At 43.1% G+C, this 17,854-nt stretch carries 11 protein-coding genes and 3 pseudogenes; 10 read left to right on the top strand and 4 right to left on the bottom strand.

Annotation, left to right across the window (positions count from 1 at the left end; genetic code table 11):
• Window positions 1–20: 20 nt before the first annotated feature.
• The 3 genes from H6G92_RS15210 to H6G92_RS15200 form a co-directional block, all read right to left on the bottom strand.
• Window positions 21–1,058, bottom strand: a complete 1,038-nt coding sequence (locus H6G92_RS15210) for a sensor histidine kinase (RefSeq protein ID WP_199344832.1) — start codon at window positions 1,056–1,058, stop codon at window positions 21–23.
• 119 nt (window positions 1,059–1,177) lie between these two features.
• A complete protein-coding gene (locus H6G92_RS15205) occupies window positions 1,178–1,606 on the bottom strand; it encodes a response regulator (RefSeq protein ID WP_190894496.1) in 429 nt (142 codons plus the stop codon).
• Window positions 1,607–1,626: 20 nt separating this feature from the next.
• Window positions 1,627–3,120 (bottom strand): sensor histidine kinase, encoded by a 1,494-nt coding sequence (locus tag H6G92_RS15200; RefSeq protein WP_242059144.1) that lies wholly within the window; start codon window positions 3,118–3,120, stop codon window positions 1,627–1,629.
• Between the two features lie 1,563 nt (window positions 3,121–4,683).
• On the opposite strand from H6G92_RS15200, the gene H6G92_RS15195 reads away from it, so the two are divergent.
• The 5 genes and pseudogenes from H6G92_RS15195 to H6G92_RS15175 all read left to right on the top strand — a co-directional run.
• A complete protein-coding gene (locus H6G92_RS15195; protein ID WP_190894495.1) occupies window positions 4,684–6,015 on the top strand; it encodes an HlyD family secretion protein in 1,332 nt (443 codons plus the stop codon).
• 111 nt (window positions 6,016–6,126) lie between these two features.
• Window positions 6,127–8,307, top strand: a complete 2,181-nt coding sequence (locus tag H6G92_RS15190) for a glycosyltransferase (RefSeq protein WP_190894494.1) — start codon at window positions 6,127–6,129, stop codon at window positions 8,305–8,307.
• Between the two features lie 151 nt (window positions 8,308–8,458).
• Window positions 8,459–9,691 carry an endo-1,4-beta-xylanase gene (locus tag H6G92_RS15185; protein ID WP_313889967.1) on the top strand — a complete coding sequence of 411 codons (1,233 nt, stop codon included), beginning with the start codon at window positions 8,459–8,461 and terminating at the stop codon, window positions 9,689–9,691.
• Window positions 9,692–9,832: 141 nt separating this feature from the next.
• Window positions 9,833–10,054, top strand: coding sequence for a hypothetical protein (locus tag H6G92_RS15180; protein WP_190894492.1), 222 nt, complete (start codon window positions 9,833–9,835; stop codon window positions 10,052–10,054).
• Window positions 10,055–10,129: 75 nt separating this feature from the next.
• A pseudogene (locus H6G92_RS15175) lies at window positions 10,130–10,234 on the top strand (pentapeptide repeat-containing protein); the annotation flags it as partial.
• Window positions 10,235–10,348: 114 nt separating this feature from the next.
• Here H6G92_RS15175 and H6G92_RS15170 read toward each other — a convergent pair.
• Window positions 10,349–10,532: pseudogene (locus tag H6G92_RS15170) on the bottom strand (IS5/IS1182 family transposase); the annotation flags it as partial.
• Here H6G92_RS15170 and H6G92_RS15165 point away from each other — a divergent pair.
• From H6G92_RS15165 to H6G92_RS15145, 5 genes and pseudogenes are all read left to right on the top strand, one after another.
• A pseudogene (locus tag H6G92_RS15165) lies at window positions 10,521–10,754 on the top strand (transposase); the annotation flags it as partial. The pseudogenes H6G92_RS15170 and H6G92_RS15165 overlap by 12 nt on opposite strands.
• 181 nt (window positions 10,755–10,935) lie before the next feature.
• Window positions 10,936–11,106, top strand: coding sequence for a hypothetical protein (locus H6G92_RS15160; protein ID WP_190894490.1), 171 nt, complete (start codon window positions 10,936–10,938; stop codon window positions 11,104–11,106).
• A 78-nt stretch (window positions 11,107–11,184) separates the two neighbouring features.
• Window positions 11,185–13,503, top strand: a complete 2,319-nt coding sequence (locus tag H6G92_RS15155; protein WP_190894489.1) for a response regulator — start codon at window positions 11,185–11,187, stop codon at window positions 13,501–13,503.
• 63 nt (window positions 13,504–13,566) lie between these two features.
• Window positions 13,567–17,343 carry a PAS domain S-box protein gene (locus H6G92_RS15150; RefSeq protein WP_199344831.1) on the top strand — a complete coding sequence of 1,259 codons (3,777 nt, stop codon included), beginning with the start codon at window positions 13,567–13,569 and terminating at the stop codon, window positions 17,341–17,343.
• Window positions 17,315–17,695, top strand: coding sequence for a response regulator (locus H6G92_RS15145; RefSeq protein ID WP_190894488.1), 381 nt, complete (start codon window positions 17,315–17,317; stop codon window positions 17,693–17,695). Before H6G92_RS15150 ends, H6G92_RS15145 begins: the two co-directional genes overlap by 29 nt.
• Window positions 17,696–17,854 lie beyond the last annotated feature (159 nt).

The raw sequence follows: 17,854 nt of genomic DNA, 5'->3' as shown, positions 1-17,854 counted from the left end.
ATTTTATTTAAATTTTAAATTTAGAAATCTTTAGTCGAAAATTGAATTGTATACTTCACTCCGTTATCGCTGATAAAATCGATATTGCCTTGGAGTTGTTGTGTGAGACCTTTTACTAATCGTAGACCTAATGATTCGGTAGCTTGAAAGTCAAAATCTTGGGCAAGACCGACACCATCATCACTAATAGTAAGTGTAAATAAATTGGGTTCTATAGAGCAAAAGTCAATACAAATTTCTCCCAGTTCTCTTTCAGGAAAGGCATATTTTAGAGAATTCGAAATAAGTTCATTGATAATCAAACCGCAAGGAATAGCTGCATCAATAGCTAGAAAAACCTCCTCAACTTTCATTTTCAAAGTAATAGTGTTGGAATTAACGTTGTATGAATAAAATAAATTAGTTACTAAATCTTGGATATAGTCAGCAAAATTAATCCTTGCCAAGTCTTGAGATTGATACAGTTTCTCGTGGATCAGAGCCATTGATTCAATCCGGTTCTGACTATCTTTGAATACCTCAAGGGCTTGATTGTCCTTGAGATACTCTGCTTGTAGGTTGAGCAGACTAGAAATAATCTGTAAATTATTTTTTACGCGGTGATGAATTTCTTTCAATAGCACCTCTTTTTCTTGAAGCGATGCTTTAATTTGCTCCTCTGCTTGTTTACGCTCCCGTCTCACCTGTGCCTCACGCAACTCGCGGGCAACAGCAGGGATAAGTCGTGCTAAATTGCCTTTGATAATATAGTCATGGGCACCAGCTTTCATGGCTGCTACTGCGGTATCTTCACCAATAGTTCCTGAGACGATAATGAATGGCAGATCAAGCCCACTTTCCTTGACCTGCTTCAATGCAGCAGGAGCGCTAAAAGTGGGCATGGAATAATCACAAATGACGATATCCCATTTTTGCCCTGCGATCGCAGCTTTCATGGCTGTGGGTGTATCAATCCGTTCAAAGGTTATTTCATAGTCACCACGTTGCAGTTCACGCAGCAGCAAGAAAGCATCGTCTTCTGAATCCTCAACAAGTAATACGCGCAGAGGTATACCCATGTAATTCGTAATTCGTAATTCGTAATGACGCTCGAATACTCGCTAACGCTACGCTAACGTAATTCGTAATTAAGAAAGTCAGCCTTGCATCTATAACCTGATTTTGGAGGATTGGAAATTTACACCCTTGGGGGTGATTCGTTTAAGACAAACCAGTACAACCCTAGTTGGCGCACTGCTTCACTGAATTGGGAAAAGTCTACTGGTTTGCGAACATAGCTATTAGCACCCAAGCTGTAACCATTGATTAGGTCTTGCTCCTCCTTGGATGAAGTAAGAATCACGACGGGAAGGATTTTTGTCCTGTCGTCGGTTCGCAGCTGCCGCAAAACTTCCAGACCATCCATTTTAGGCAACTTCAAATCTAGGAGGATGAGATTCGGCATAACACTCATGTCGCGATCGGCGTACACACCTTTACCAAAGAGATAATCTAGGGCTTGTACTCCATCGCGTGCTACCACTACCTCGTTCATAATATTGTTTTTCTTCAGTGCCCGTAAGGTTAGCGCTTCATCGTCAGGATTGTCTTCTACTAGTAGAATCATGTTGTATATTTTCCTTATAGTTAAAGGGTGAAGTAAAATGTTGCGCCTTGCTCTACTGCACTTTCAGCCCAGACACGGCCACCATGACGGTGAACGATCCGCTGCACAGTAGCTAGTCCGATGCCAGTGCCTTCAAACTCAGTCATGGCGTGCAGGCGCTGAAAAGCACCAAAAAGTTTTTCAACATAAGCCATATCGAATCCTGTGCCATCATCACGGACAAAATACACATGAGTGTCATCTTGCTGCAAAAGCCCAAATTCTATCCTTGCTCTTTGATGTTTTCCTGTAAACTTCCACGCATTACCCAGTAGGTTTTCTAGCACGATCCGTAACAGATGAGCATCGCCATTGGTAACTAATCCCGGCGCGATCGCAAACTCTACTTGGCGTTCTGGTTGTGTTTTGTGCAACTCTGTAGCGATCGCCTCTACCAATGCGCTCAGATCAACCTCCTCACGCCGCATTTCACTGCGCGTCAATCGTGACAGATTCAGTAAATCGTCGATCAGTTGTGCCATCCTCTGGGTGGCTGCACGCACTCGCTGGAGGTAGTTTTGACCTACCCCGTCTAGCTTATCGGCATAATCTTCTAGTAGCGCTTGGCTAAAGCCATCGATGCTCCGCAAGGGGGCCCGCAAATCGTGAGACACAGAATAACTAAATGCTTCCATCTCTTTGTTAGTCGCTTCGAGTTGTGCTGTGCGTTCTGCAACTCGCTGCTCAAGCTGGACGTTCAGGCGCAGAATCTCTGACTCCGCCTTTTTACGCTCATTAATTTCAGTTTGCAATTCTTCGTTAGTGTTTCTCAGTTCGGCAGTCCGTTTGTTAACCTCTATTTCTAACTCATCACGAGCCTTTTGCAGAGAATTTTCCATCCGCTTGCGTTTGACGAGTTCTTGATTGGTGATCATGGCAGCTAAACCGACGATAGCAGAAGCTATAACGCTGCCAAAAATAGTCAGCAAAGTTGTTTGATGAGCGCTGGCGTTCGCCTCCATTGTCCGCTGTTTCAACAACTCATTCTCTTCGTTTTCCATAGCCGTAGTCAGCATTCGGATGTCCTCCATGATCTGCTGTCCTTGATCTGTCTGAACTATTCGCAAAGCGGACTCTAAATTTTTGCTCCTCGCCTGAATCGCCTGTTCGATCAAAACTAGTTTTTTGGCAATCATGGGTTCAAGGCGATCGAGCCGCTGTTGTTGATTGGGGTTATCCACAGTCAATTGGCGCAGAGCCTTAAGTTTCTGAGCAATTTCGCCAGTTGCACTGCTATACGGTTTCAGATACTGTTGTTTGCCCGTAAGAAGATAGCCCCGTTGTCCAGTCTCTGCATCTTTGAGTTGTGACATTACTTCTTTAGTCTTTTCCAGCACCTCGCGCGTATGTGTGACCAATAGAGCGTTTTCTCTATACTGAAGCAAACTAAGATACGAGACTACGCCAACACCAGCCATAATTGCCACTGCTATTACAAAACTGCCCGTATTCTTTTTGTAAATAGCCCATTCCATTTTTTACCTTCCTAGTTGAAAAAGTAGCCGCTAACTAAAGTGGTAAAAACGTTGAGCCACCCCTGTAGACGGTTAACAGCCCATTAGTACAGACATTAGAAGAGCCGTACTCCTACGGGGAGCTACGCGTAGCATCCTGTACGGAAGGAGAAGGGTGACTAGCAGCCCCAGTAAGCGGCTATATCTTCGTTCCACCAAACAATACCCATGAAAAAATTGGCTTGCTGAATAAGAAGTATGAAAATGATTTTGTTTAATGTCAAAACCTTGATCCATACTCTAAATCAGCAATGCCAAAAGTTTTTCACGGTATTACTTGTCATAGTCGTGCTAGCTGATACCAAGTTTTTTAACTTCTAGAGCAAACTAGCTCTAATAAAGGATATCTATATTAGTTAATTATTGTGAGCGTATATTTTCTGACTCATTAGCAAGGCAAATAATAAATTTTGTTCAATTATTCAGTATATTTCCCCAGCGATCTTCAGGAGATTTTCGCTTGCATAAATTATGTCGACATGCTATATGATCCCAGTAATTACACTTAAAAATCTTTGGTGGTACTAGCTTGATATTAAATTGACCTCTTTAATACGTAGACTAGATGTTGTTATTTAATTTTTTTTGCAAGGATTAGTTGTGACCATAGCCGTAATGGTGCCTATAGCCACCGTAACCTCCATGATGCCATGCCGTTGATTATTGAGGTCTTGACGATCACTTGAGACCCGCAAGTAAGCATAAATAACCATAAGAAGAGGAGAAACAGAGGGAGTTCCGCTTTAAACTGCAATCAATATTTTTCTGGACGGTATTAGATTAAACCACGAAAAATGAATATATGTGTTCGATTTAATTCCTCGTTTAATCTAGACACCTGGGGCAGCATAAATCTCTCAAAATGTCTCTGGCTATAGCTTTTGGATTAGTTGCATTTATTGTGCTTTCAGAACGCTTGTTTGCAGTTTCGTTGCAATTATTGTGGTTTGGGCCGCATTTATTGTGGTTTTGAGACCACCTCTAGTTGCAGATTAATGTGGTTTCAAAATTGCCTTGATTGCAGTTTTGGGCATTTATGATTGCAGTTCATAAAAACTATCGAGTAGAAATGAAAACAGACATAAATTCAAGAATTATGTCTAAACATTTAATCTGAAAGACTTAATTGTTCTAGCTTAATCATCAAATTGAGTATAACCTTTAATACGCTATTGGCTATTTAGCTAATAAACTAACTTTAATCAATATTTTTAGTTTGTGTCAGTATATTTTATTGCTATACTCAGTTCCCATTATTGCCTACCTGAGTATAAACGGAGAAATTTCTCAAAGACTTATATCTCAATATAAGGTCTAAATCGTTTATTTATGAAGCTGGAATCTGAAGGATTATTAAAAATAATCAAGAGTAGTTAGGTTTGATAGTCTTCACTCTAAGCAGATTTGATTCATATAAGTTATCTAATTGATTTAATGTGAAATTCAAATGGATAAACTTTAATTTAAACTTTATAAATCATTAAATTTGAAGTATGGAATCATCTCAACACAAACGGTTTAATTATGGCAATATTTAAACGTCCTCCTGCCTCCCAGCCCACTAAAACTGTTAATGTTCAGCATTCATCCATTCATGGGTTAAAAGTCTTGTATGAACCAAAGTCAGTACGCTCTCTAGCCTCCAATGCAGCAATGATTCTAATCAGTGCTGCATTGCTAAGTTGGTCTTTCCGTTTCATGAAAGCTCAACTAACAACTGTAAATAGCGTTGATGCAGTTATGAACGGTATGCTAACAGATATACGGGCACAACAAGAAGGTGTGATTTCAAAAGTTACAGTTAAAACTGGTCAGTCTATAAAATCTGAGGATTTGTTATTTGTTATAGAAAATCAACGCACAAGCCAACTTCAAGCTCAAGAAGTTTCTAGTCGCCTGAATCAACAAGAAGCAGAATTGAGACAGGCTCAAGAACGTTTAGCGCATAAACTGTCACTTTTGAATATAGTAAATCGAGATGCTGTAAACCAGGAGAGGTTGGCAGTCTCGGAGAATCAGCAAAACCAAAAGCAATTGCTTTCCGATCTTGAAGGTACAAAGTCGCGTTATCAACTTGCACAATTAAACTATAAACGAGCAAAGCTTTTAAAGTCAGAAGGAGCGATCGCTGAAGCCAGCCTTGATACAGCAGAAATCGAACTCAAACAGCGTGAAAGTGAAGTAAAAAGCCTGCAAGCTAAACTTGCAGCCTTACAGGTTAACCAGGATGCTGTTCGTAATGGCTTATCATTATCCAGAACAAGGAGTAACTACGACCCAAGCATTCGTTTAGTAGAATTGCAATTGCAAATTGCTGAAGACCAGCAAGGAATTGAAACCTTGAAAAAAATGATTCAAGGAACTAAAGCAGAGTTTGATCAGGCAAAGAAAGATTTACAACACAAACAGATTGTAACAATCAAATCGCCCGAATCTGGAGTAATGTGGCGGCTGACTGCCCAACTTGGCAAGTTTGTGCAACAAGGAGAATCGTTAGGGCAAATTGCGGCCTGTAATCAACGATGGGTAGATGCTTGGGTGGACGAGCAGAAGGTGCAATTACTTCAAGTTGGAACTCCAGCCGAGATTAAGCTGAATGGTACAGCGTCATCCATTACCCTGACAGGAAAAATCTCGGTAATCCGTTCGGGGATCGGGCGATTATCTGCTGGAGAAGATACTGTTGTAGCAATGATGCCAAATTTACCACGACATACGCAAGTGCATATTACATTAGATACGGAACCTAGCTCTTCTTCATCCGAGAATATGCATAATGGTAATCTTTGTTACATCGGTTATACAGGGCGGGTGGTATTCAAGGTGCGATCTACCAGTTTTTTTGCGGGCTTCTAATTTCCACAAGTTACCAATAATTATACTTATTTCCCCATATTAATACACTTGTTAAAGGTTTTTCACGTCCGCATTATCAAGGGATTTTGAGTTTTTACTACTGTTATAATAATGACGAAAACCAATCCTCAAAAAGTCTCTTCTTCATGGGTCTGGACACTATTTCTCGTCAGTGCCCTTGTATTTGTATCAACAGTATTTATTAGTAGTTGGACAAGCACAGGTCCGACGTTTTTCCCAACTTATGAAGTCAACCCAACAATTACACGATTATTGCCAACTGTATTACAGGTGCCATCCATTGAATGGGAATTGTCATTTCCTATTGTTGCTGTTCTTGTAATTTGTGTTTGCCTGCGATTTATTCGACCTACAAATAGTAGCCGCTTTGTCATGAAATTAATCCTATTATTTCTGGCAACACGCTACTTTATCTGGCGAACAGTTGCCACCTTAAATTTATCACATCCAGCTAGTATAGTTTTCTCTTTAACAATTTATATTTTAGAGGCAATTTCCTTTTTCTCTTGCTGCTTATATACACTGCAAACTATTTGGTCAACCTCCAAAGTACGAAGTGCAGAGGCGAATCAATATTCTCAAGCTGTTCTTTCCACCCAATATCTTCCCTCAGTTGATGTGCTGGTTCCTACTTATAATGAACCAGACTATATTGTTCGCCGAACTGTTATTGGCTGTCAGGCAATGGAGTATCTCAACAAAACTATTTATATTTTGGATGATACTCGCCGCCCTCATATTAAAGAACTGGCAGAGGAATTGGGATGTGAATACATTACCCGTCCAGATAATACTCATGCAAAGGCTGGTAACTTAAATAATGCGTTGAAGCATATTGGCGGTGAATTGATTGTGTCTATTGATGCAGATTTTGTGCCATTCAAAAGCTTTTTGACTCGAACAGTTGGCTTTTTTCAAAATCCAGAAATTTCCCTTGTTCAGACTCCGCAATACTTTTATAATCCTGATTATCATGCTCGTAATTTAGGGTTAGAAAATTTTCTACCCAATGATTTAGAGCATTTCTACGGATTACAGCAATCAAATCGAGATGTGGGCAATAGTGTGATTTGCTGTGGTAGTTCCTATGTTGTTCGACGAAGTTGTCTCGACGCCATTGGAGGTTATTACACTCGATGCTGCGTTGAAGATTTTCAAACATCTTTGCGAATGTTGACGCACGGTTTTCGGCTAATTTTTCTCAATGAAGTTCTTAGTACAGGAGAATCAACTCGAACTTATACAGATTTTATAGATCAGCGACTTCGCTGGTTACAAGGAAATTTTCAGGTTTACTTTTGTGGTGATGATATTCCAATTTGGTCGAAACTGAACTGGATTCAAAAAAGCTACAGCATATCGCAGCTTCTTTATTGCTTTCAATCAGTCTTTCGATCTGTTTTTCTATTGGCACCTTTGTGCAGTGCCTACCTTGGAATTTCACCCTTTATTGCAACCCTGCCTGAAATTCTCTACTACTTCATGCCATTCTGGTTGTTGCATATTGCAATTTATGGTTGGGCATCAAATTACCGAGTTTCTTACTTTTGGAACGAAGTATACGAAACAATTTTTTGTTTTCCAGCACTCAAGCGATTATGTCTCATTATTCGCAATCCTTTTGCAAAAGCAAGTCGAGCTACTCGTAAAGGGGTCAAGGCAGATCGAAAGAATTACAATTTCAATCATACATTACCACTCATTATACTTTTAGCATTGTCGGTATTGATTATTGGATTAAATCTTGTTGGGGTACAACTTGGAGTTTGGTTAACTTTGGATGAAAGTTCAGGTGTATTAATATTCTGGCTTTTTTACAATGTTTTATTTATGGGAGTAGCTATTCTATCAGCTATCGACCAGCCAATTCGGCGGACAATGGATCGTTTCCCTTTAAAAACAGCTTGTAAGATTACAGTCAAAGATCAAGTTTTTTTGGGTTACACTCAAAACCTTTCTGAAGGTGGAGCTAGAGTTTTGTTGATTACGCCAGATGTCGCCCTCAATACATCAATTTTCGAGGTTACATTTTTGGAGTATGGCTTTTCCATACAGGCGGAAATTGTGCGTTTTTTTGTCAAGAAGGATCAGTTCGGCATCGCCCTGCAATTTGTCCAGCTTGAAACTGAGCAACAGCGTAAATTGGTTGAGGTACTTTATACCGAAATGACTTGGTGGAAACAGCGCAAGAAGCCTGGAACTTTAGACTCTTTTCTGGCAATGATAGCCTCCACAATTCAAGCCAGACCACTTCTAAATCGGTATGACTGAACAATCATTAGTCTATACTTTTGCAGTTTTTTCATGTCCTGTTTAAGTAATTATATTTAGTTGACTAGGGCTAGTTGAATAAAATAACTGTTTAGCAATGCTTAAATTTGAACGATACTTAATATTAATATTGTGCTTAAGCATACTTTTGGTGAACAAGAGTTCAATTTTCACAGAAACACTTACTCCTTTATCCTTTATGCAAGCCAATCAACTCAGCTTGTCAGAGCAAATTGATCGAACTCGTACAGGAAATATTGTTATCCAGGTTGTTAATTCTAAGCAACAACCAGTCTCTGGTGTAGAAGTTAAACTTGAGCAGGTTAACCATGAATTTGAGTTTGGTACAGCACTCAGTACTGAAATGTTTGCTCAAGGCGCTAATCTTAATGACCAAGGTCAATATTTTAATCTTTCTAGGCAACTTTTCAATGGCACTGTGCATGAAAACGCTCTTAAGTGGTATGCAACTGAAGCACAACAGGGACACGTCAATTATGCAGATGCAGATCGAATTTTAAGCTGGAGCGAAGCCCATTCTCTACAATTACGAGGACACGCACTTTTTTGGGAAGTAGAGCAATGGAACCAGCCTTGGCTCAAATCTCTCTCCAAGCAAGAACTGCGACTTGCTGTTGAACGGCGAGCAACAGAAATTTGCGATCGCTATCGAGGGCGAATTCGTGAATATGATGTTTTAAATGAGATGCTACATGGTGATTTTTTTAGACGACGCTTAGGAGAAGATATTGTCAAAACAATGTTCGAGCGATGTCATGCTGCCGATCCGGATGCAGTACTATATGTTAATGATTACAACATCCTGAATGGTAAAAGATTGGATGACTATGTTCAACAAATTCGTTCATTACTGACGCAAGGAGTCCCAGTTGGAGGGATTGGGATTCAGGCACACATTTTAAGAGAAAATATCACACCAGCACAGATCCAATACAGTCTAGATACGTTAGCACAATTCAATTTACCAATTAAGATCACAGAATTTTCTACACTTGCCAATACTGAGCAGGAACAAGCAAAAATTCTGCTTAATCTCTATCAAATCGCTTTTGCCCACCCAATGGTTAAGGGAATTCTAATGTGGGGATTCTGCGAGAAGGCTCATTGGGTACCTCAAGCAGCTATTTTTGACAAAAACTTCCAACCAAAACTGGCTGCAAAAGTTTATCAAGAGCTAGTTTTCCACCGATGGTGGACTCGATCAAATGGGATCACCAATCAGAATGGTCAATTTTCAACCCCTGCTTTCTTTGGACAGTACCAGGTAACGGTAAAAGGATGGAACTGGAGTAAAACTCGTTCATTCTCATTTCAATCTCAAATAAATCAATCCGGTTCTTCAGTACTTATTATGCTAAATTAATAGTTTAAATGCTAATTTAACAAGCATCTAACTCGAAAGTTATCAAAGTTTATAAATGGATGTTGGGTTGGGAGCGAACGCTAAATAATTACTCAAAGCTGGCGATAAAAACAGACTAAATCCCTGCTCAAATCAAGAGAATTGTCCACCTTCTCATTCACGGTATACCGTGATATCAATCCTCTTGTTTGTGAGAGCGATCGCTATGGCAGGGAATTTGTAGCGAACCTGCTAACCAAGATTTCCTGTTCTGGGAAAAATACCCTCTGTTATGACGATCGCTTTGAATTCACACAAGAGACTGATCGTGGTGTTTATGGCTTGCGAATTCGATTAAATTCTGGCATGGAAATAGAAAATTAACTTAAACCGTTAAAAATCCGGAATTGATTGTGGTATATCTGTATCCAAAAATAAATTTCTATACAGCGCCCAACCATGCCCCAGGACTTCTCCAGTCAAAATCTTAGGGGTTGTTCTTTCAAAGGTCAAAACCTTGCTGGGGCGAACTTTAGCTATGCAGATATTGGGGTGGATCTAGCCAGGGTTAGCGCGTCTCAAACGCTATTGACAAGCGGACTTGTCTGATCAGCAATCAGGTTGGAAACAAAGTGGCACAATCCGAGCTAGGGTAAGAGCTGATTCGTAAAGTAAATCTTAAGTAGCTAATCGCCTGACCATGAGACGAAGCAAAGAACCATAAATCATCGCTTCACTCACCTCTGAATACACCTCATAATCTTTGCTCAACCGCCGAAATCGATTTAGCTTTTCCATTGGTTCGCTCAACAATCCACCGCTTGGGCAACTGCTCAAACGTCTCAGAAGTTCGTTTAATGAGGATGAGTCCCGAATTCGTTCTCTGCACAGCCCACAAAACTTTGCTTTACTACGTCGTATTGCCCTGAATGCATTAGAGCGAGAATCATCTTTTCGTCGCAGTATTCGCCAAAAATCACGACGAGCAGCTATGAACGATCCGCTATATGCTTTCTGTGTTGGCTGCGGCTCTCTCAAACTCAGTACCTCTGCCATAATCCCCCTGTCTGTCAATAGCGTTTGAGACGCACTAACCCTGCTCGGTTGTCATAAGTTTCTATCTGAAGAATCGTTTTTCAATTTAATATCTCATTAATCTCTGATTAATCCTCAAAATTAAATAAACTTGTATCAATTGATGTAGAAACGGCTATCGCTGGGGCTTAGATTGAGTGTACGTTGTGGGTTATAGGGTATACAGTCTGATGATGAAAATCAATCGGCATGAACGGCAATGCCTGCGACGGGCTAGCCTACGCTTTGTTCGCCCTCATCTTGTAAATGGGCGATCGCACCCTTCATTCCTGCAATTCCAAGAGAACTGTAAATGTTTATATTTGCAAATCAAGGTCAAACTATTACTTGATCCAGGATAGGATTGGCGAAGGAGATTATCCTAACAGTGCCTGTTAAGTTATCTTTTAATTGTCGGTAATCTGCGGTAATAATTCATTATGCGGATCTTACTGGTCGAAGATGATGAGCTAATTTCTGAAGCTCTGGTAAAAGCTCTCACTGACCAGCATTATGCTATAGATGTTGCTACGGATGGTCAAGCAGGTTGCGAGCTAGTAGAGGCATTTGCTTACGACTTAATTTTGCTAGACGTAATGCTTCCTAAGCTAGACGGCATTAGCCTTTGCCGGCGGTGGCGATCGCAAGGGCTGCGATCGCCAATTATTCTGCTGACTTCCCAAGACAGCAGTACCAAAAAAGTCATGGGGTTGGATGCTGGAGCAGATGACTATGTGGTCAAGCCGTTCGATCTGCAAGAGATACTAGCGCGAATCCGGGCTTTACTGCGGCGGGGAAATTTGACCTCTTCTCCCTTACTAGAGTGGGGAAACCTGCGTCTTGACCCCAGTAATTTTGCAGTCACATATGACCAGCAACCGTTACGTTTGACACCAAAAGAGTATAGTCTACTAGAACTTTTCCTCCGCAATCGCCAGCGCATATTTAGCTGTAGTGCAATATTAGATCGTATTTGGTCGTTTGAAGAACTGCCAGGAGAGGAAACAGTTAGATCCCATCTGAAGGGGTTACGGCAAAAACTGAAGGCAGCAGGAGTTCCCGAAGATCCAATCGAGACAGTATATGGCATTGGTTATCACCTGAAACCATTACAAGAACAGGCACGCAAAGGGCAAGTAGCGCCTAATCGCCTCTCGGCTGCTCAAAAGCAGCAAACTTTGCTAGAGATTGCTAAAGTCTGGGAGCGAACCAAAGAAAAGTTGAGTCATCGCATAGCCACAATCGAACAAGCAACGACAGCGCTACGACAAAATCAGCTCAACGATGAATTGCAATTTGCCGCAGAACGGGAAGCTCACAAGCTAGCAGGTTCGCTAGGGATGTATGGCTTTGTCCAAGGTTCACGGCTAGCTCAAGAAATAGAACATTTTTTTCAATCTGGAGAGTTGGTAGATCGAAACCAAACGCTGCATTTATCTGAATTAATTGTGGCATTGCGTCAGGAGTTGCAACAAACAACCGCAGGACAGACACTTCAGGTATCGTCACCAGACAAACGACCTTGGCTATTGCTCGTCGAGCGGGATAAGTCCTTGGCTAAGGCGTTGGTCGTCGAGGCTGCTACTTGGGGAATGCGAGCAGAAATAGCTACAACTCCAACTCTAGCCAGAGAGCGAATATCTAGCGATCGCCCTGATATAGTACTGCTTGATCTCTGTGCTAATACCCCACAGGAAAATCTAACGCTGCTGGCAGAATTGAATGCCTGCACACCTCCAGTCCCAGTGCTGGTGCTTGTAGATCGCGATCGTGCAATCGACCGAGTAAAAGTAGCGCGTTTAGGCGGACGCGGATTTTTACCTAAGCCTGTGGCTCCATCTCAGGTGCTAGAAGCAGTTACGGCTTTGTTGCAGCGCGATCGCAAGAGTGCAACTATCATGGTGGTGGACGATGATTCCCAAGTGCTGACCGCACTCCACAGCTTACTAGAGCCTTGGGGATTCAAGCTCTTTACTCTCGATTGCCCCTTGCAGTTTTGGAATAACCTGGAAACTGTAGCACCAGATTTGCTAATTTTGGATGTAGAAATGCCCCAGATAAGTGGAATCGAGTTGTGCCAGTCCGTCCGTGCTGATATGCGTTGGAGTGGTTTGCCGATCCTATTTCTCACCGCCCATACAGATGCAGATACAATGCAGCAGGTGTTTGCAGCAGGTGGCGATGATTATGTGAGTAAGCCGATTGTAGGGCCGGAACTGGTTACCCGCATCCTCAATCGCTTAGAGCGATCGCGCTTGCTGCGAAATTTGGTGGAAACCGATGCCTTAACTGGAGTTGCTAATTACCGCAAGTCAAACCAAGAACTAACTCAGTTGCTTGACCTATGCGATCGCCACCAACAGCCACTTTGCTTTGCTGTTTTAAACTTAGATAACTTCAAGCAGGTCAACGAGTGGTATGGTCATGCCAGTGGTGATGCAGTGTTAACTCGCCTGGGAGAACTGCTGCGACGACACTTTCAAAGTGATGACGTTGTAGGTCGCTGGGGAGGAGCAGAGTTTATTGTGGGGATGTATGGTATAACTCGCTCTGATGGAGTTAAGCAGCTAGCTGAAGTCCTAAAAACTCTACACCAGCAGAAGTTTACAGCTTTTGACGGCACTCAGTTTCAAGTAACCTTGAGTGCTGCTGCGATCCAATATCCCCAAGACGGTATTAACCTGGCAGCGCTATATAAAGCGGCGTTGCGTCAAGCTCAAGCAGTTGGAAGCGATCGCGGGAATAGCCCCAACGCTTAACTGAATAGTAGCAAAAGCGCTGATGGGGCAATCGCAAGGTTTAGGGAAGGGAGGTATAAATTTATGCGAACTAGCGAGCAAATTAAGGCAGAAATCGAGGAGAAATTCGGTTTTGTCCCACCCTTCTTCAGCCCAGCAGAACAGAACCCGCATGTATTAGAAAACCTATGGCAACAGACACTTTCTGCCTATGTCAACAATCCGCTGTCGCCGCTATTTAAAGAAAAGCTGGCTGCGTACCTCTCGCGCTATTGTGCCATTCCCTACTGCATGATTTGTCATAGCTGTTCCCTACGTCCGTTAGGGGTGAGGGCAAAGGAAGTGTTAAACCTGCTTGAAGCACCTCCCCCAGCCCAAACGGATATGAATGCTCATTTGGAGATACTCGCTGCTCATTCTGAGCATCTGGCAGTTTTGTCTAATTGGAATTCAACCATTGAAGAAAGCCTGCTCATCTGTGCAGTCTTTATCTCCTTGGAAGGAGGGCTAGCTGATTACTATCGCACCCAGTTGCGCCACCTACTGGGTACAGTCAATTACCAGCACTTAGTATCCTTCATTGCTTATGTAAAGACATGTCATGCTTGGATGGAAGCTCACCCTGAAGTCGCTTATGCAGCAGACAAGCGAGCTATTGAGCATTTTAGGTTTTTGCTAGGGGACGAGCCAGAGTTGGCTGACTTTTTCCACCACTACCGGGAGAGAGTCAAGCAAGAACGCCAGAGTTGGGCAGAACAGCGAGCAGCGATCGCCGAGCGCCAACGGCATGAAGCAGCACTGCGTCAAAGCGAGGAACGCCTAAGTTTAGCCTTGGAGGCTGCGTGCATGGGTAGCTGGGACTGGGACATTCTGACCAACAAAGTGTCTCACTCTGTTGCCACAGAAGCACACTTCGGTCTTACCCCAGGCTCTTTTGCTGGCAGTTATGAAAGCTTCCTCGCTAGCGTTCATCCCGACGATCGCCAATCGATCCATCAAGCAGTGACACAAGCACTGCTTGCAGGGGCGGACTACGAAATTGAATTCCGGGTTATCTGGCCCGACAGATCAATTCACTGGGTGGCGAGCAAGGGTCAAGTCTATTACGACAAGACTGGCAAAGCAGTGCGTATGACTGGGGTAACGATGGACATTACCGAGCGCAAGCAAGCAGAAGTAGCGTTACAAAAAAGCGAAGAGCGCTTCCGCTTTTTAGCCGAATCGATTCCTCAGCAAGTGTGGATTGCCCAGTCAGATGGCAAACTCAGCTATGTTAACCAGCGCGTCCTTGACTACTTCGCCTGTACCTACGAGCAAATTTTAGGTTGGGGATGGCAGGAAAAGATCCATCCGGAGGATTTACCACAGTGTCTCGAACGTTGGCAGCATTCCTTGGCAACGGGCAAGCCTTACGAAATTGAATTTCGCTTGCAGCAGTCAGCTGATGGAACTTATCGTTGGCACTTAGGGCGCGCTTTACCTCTGCGCGATCGCGAAGATGCGATCGTTAATTGGTTCGGGACGAATACAGATATTGACGATTTCAAGCGTGTAGAGGAAGAACGCAAGCAGCTGTATGCCTATGAACAGGCAGCACGTGCCGAAGCAGAGACAGCTCGCAACCAAGTCGCAAAAATTCTGGAAAGTATCACAGATGCCTTTTATGCTGTAGACAACCAGTGGCGTTTTACCTACCTGAATCAGCAAGCAGAACATCTGTTGCAGCGATCGCGTGCTGAATTACTAGGTAAAAATTTGTGGAATGAGTTGCCAGAAGCAGTAGCTTCCAAATTCTATAGAGAATATCACAAAGCGGTATCGAAGCACATTAGTGTCGAATTTGAAGAATTTTATCCGCCACTTAACACCTGGTTTGCAGTCCACGCCTATCCTAATCAAGAAGGGCTATCAGTTTTTTTCCAAGACATTACTGAACGGAAGCAGGTGGAGGAAGCGCTACGGCAGAGCGAGGAGAAATTCCGCAATCTCGTTGAACAAACCAGCGACTGGGTGTGGGAAATCGATGCCAATGGTATCTTCACCTACGTCAGTCCAAAAGCGTCAGAAATTCTAGGCTACAAAATCGCAGAGATTCTCGGTAAGAGTACTTTTGACTTAATGACGGTGAATGAAGCCAAACGATTTGCTCAAGTGGTTAGTTACTTTATCTCTACACAACAGCCTTTCACCCGGCTGGAAAAAACGCTGACCCACAAAGATGGTCATTTAGTTGTGCTGGAAACCAGTGGCTCTCCTGTATTCGATCACCAAGGTGTTTTTCAAGGTTATCGCGGTATTGCTCGTGACATCACCGAGCGCCGAGAAATCGAACGGTTGAAGGATGAATTCGTCTCTGTAGTTAGCCACGAGTTACGCACGCCCCTAACTTCGATTCGTGGTGCTTTAGGTCTACTAGCGAATGGCGTACTACGCACCCAACCTGAAAAGGGTCAACGGATGTTGGACATTGCAGTAAATAATACAGATCGGTTAGTGCGTCTGATCAACGATATTCTTGATATCGAACGCATTGAGTCAGGCAAAGTCACCATGACGCGGCAAGCCTGCGATGCGGCCAACTTGATGTTCCAGTCAGCAGATACCATGCGGGATATGGCTGAAAAGGCAGGAGTTACTTTATCCGTTTCTCCTGTATCAACTCGATTATGGGCTGACCCAGACCGGATAATTCAGGTTTTAACGAATTTGCTCAGTAACGCAATTAAGTTCTCCCCCCAAGGTTCTACTGTTTGGCTGACTGCTGAACTTTTCAGGAGTGAGCAGGCAAAGCAAAACTCCTCACTTGAACTCTTGTTCCAAGTAAAAGATCAGGGCAGGGGTATCCCAGCTGATAAGTTGGAAACAATTTTTGGACGCTTTCAGCAGGTCGATGCTTCGGATTCGCGAAAAAAAGGCGGGACTGGGCTAGGGTTAGCTATTTGCCGTAGCATCTTACAGCATCAGGGTGGGGAAATTTGGGCTGAAAGCACCCTTGGGGAGGGTAGTACTTTCTACTTTACGCTGCCAGTACTGCCATTGGAATCAACAGTAGCGATTGCCGATTCTAACAATCCCTTAGTGCTAGTGTGCGATGACGATCCCTCAATTCGAGATGTCATGCAAGCTATGCTAGAAAAGCAGGGCTATCGGTCAGTAGCAGTAGCTTCGGGTCAGGCAGCGATAGAGCAGGCAGCCGTGCAGCTGCCTGATGCAATTCTCCTTAACCTCATGATGCCTGGTATGCATGGGTGGGAAACTTTAGCAATTCTCAAACAGCAACCGAGCACTCAAAAAATTCCGATAATTATCCTTAGCGGTTTATTGCCGGATGCTAGAGAAGTGCCGCATCCAGGAATAAGTGACTGGATTGTTAAGCCTCCAGAACAGCAGCAGCTATTCAAAGCCTTAGAGCGGGCTTTGAATGGATCGGATCGGCATACTAGAGTTTTAGTTGTGGAGGACGATCTAGATTTAGCACAAGTGCTGCTCGCTATGTTTGAGCGTTATGGCATCGAAACCTATTACGCTCAGACAGGACGGGAAGCCATCCAGATGAGCCAGCGCGTTATCCCCGATCTGCTGGTGCTTGACCTAGTACTGCCGGAATGTAATGGTTTTACTGTAGTGGACTGGCTTCGACAACACAATCGTTTGTGTCAAGTGCCATTGGTTGTGTATACTGCCAAAGACCTAGACGACTGCGAACGAGAACGTTTGAAGCTAGGACAGACCTTGTTTCTGACTAAAGGTCGGATTACACCGGAGGAATTTGAATGCCGAGTAATTAAATTGCTCAACTGGGTTATTCGCGGCAGAAAGGAAGACAGTAACCATGACAGCCAGACGGATTTTGATCGTTGATGATGAAGAAGATATCCGGGAAGTTGCCCAACTTACTCTCGAAGCGGTAGGCGGTTGGGAAGTATTAACTGCTGCCTCAGGAGATGAGGCGTTAGCTAAAGCCGCATCTGAACAGCTAGATGCCATTCTCCTAGACATCATGATGCCCGATCTAGACGGGATCGCTACTTTTCAAAAGCTACAGGCTAATCCCGTCACTCAGCATATTCCAGTAATTTTGCTGACAGCAAAAGTGCAGGCTGCCGATCGGCACCGATTTGCTGAATTAGGTTTAACAGCAATGATTGTCAAACCCTTCGATCCTATGACTTTACCTGACCTGGTAGCAGATGCCTTGGGCTGGAGCGACTAATCGCTCTTCACAATTTCTCCAGTTTTCAGCTTTAATCTTAAAACTAATACCAATTCAAATAAAGTTTGCGACACATCAATTATTCGTAAGGGCACAACACTGTTGTGCTCCAATCCATCTGTCGCATTCTTTTGTGACAATACAACAGCTAATTCTGGC

Source organism: Nostoc foliaceum FACHB-393 (assembly GCF_014698505.1).
Classification (GTDB): Bacteria; Cyanobacteriota; Cyanobacteriia; order Cyanobacteriales; family Nostocaceae; genus Nostoc; species Nostoc foliaceum_A.
This window is presented reverse-complemented; position numbering and strand designations above follow the sequence as displayed.

Excerpts from the sequence above, each read along its gene's own strand:
- H6G92_RS15210 (WP_199344832.1), bottom strand. The coding sequence starts at position 1,058 with ATGGGTATACCTCTGCGCGTATTACTTGTTGAGGATTCAGAAGACGAT.
- H6G92_RS15205 (WP_190894496.1), bottom strand. The coding sequence starts at position 1,606 with ATGATTCTACTAGTAGAAGACAATCCTGACGATGAAGCGCTAACCTTA.
- H6G92_RS15200 (WP_242059144.1), bottom strand. The coding sequence starts at position 3,120 with ATGGAATGGGCTATTTACAAAAAGAATACGGGCAGTTTTGTAATAGCA.
- H6G92_RS15195 (WP_190894495.1), top strand. The coding sequence starts at position 4,684 with ATGGCAATATTTAAACGTCCTCCTGCCTCCCAGCCCACTAAAACTGTT.
- H6G92_RS15190 (WP_190894494.1), top strand. The coding sequence starts at position 6,127 with ATGACGAAAACCAATCCTCAAAAAGTCTCTTCTTCATGGGTCTGGACA.
- H6G92_RS15160 (WP_190894490.1), top strand. The coding sequence starts at position 10,936 with ATGATGAAAATCAATCGGCATGAACGGCAATGCCTGCGACGGGCTAGC.
- H6G92_RS15155 (WP_190894489.1), top strand. The coding sequence starts at position 11,185 with ATGCGGATCTTACTGGTCGAAGATGATGAGCTAATTTCTGAAGCTCTG.
- H6G92_RS15150 (WP_199344831.1), top strand. The coding sequence starts at position 13,567 with ATGCGAACTAGCGAGCAAATTAAGGCAGAAATCGAGGAGAAATTCGGT.
- H6G92_RS15145 (WP_190894488.1), top strand. The coding sequence starts at position 17,315 with ATGACAGCCAGACGGATTTTGATCGTTGATGATGAAGAAGATATCCGG.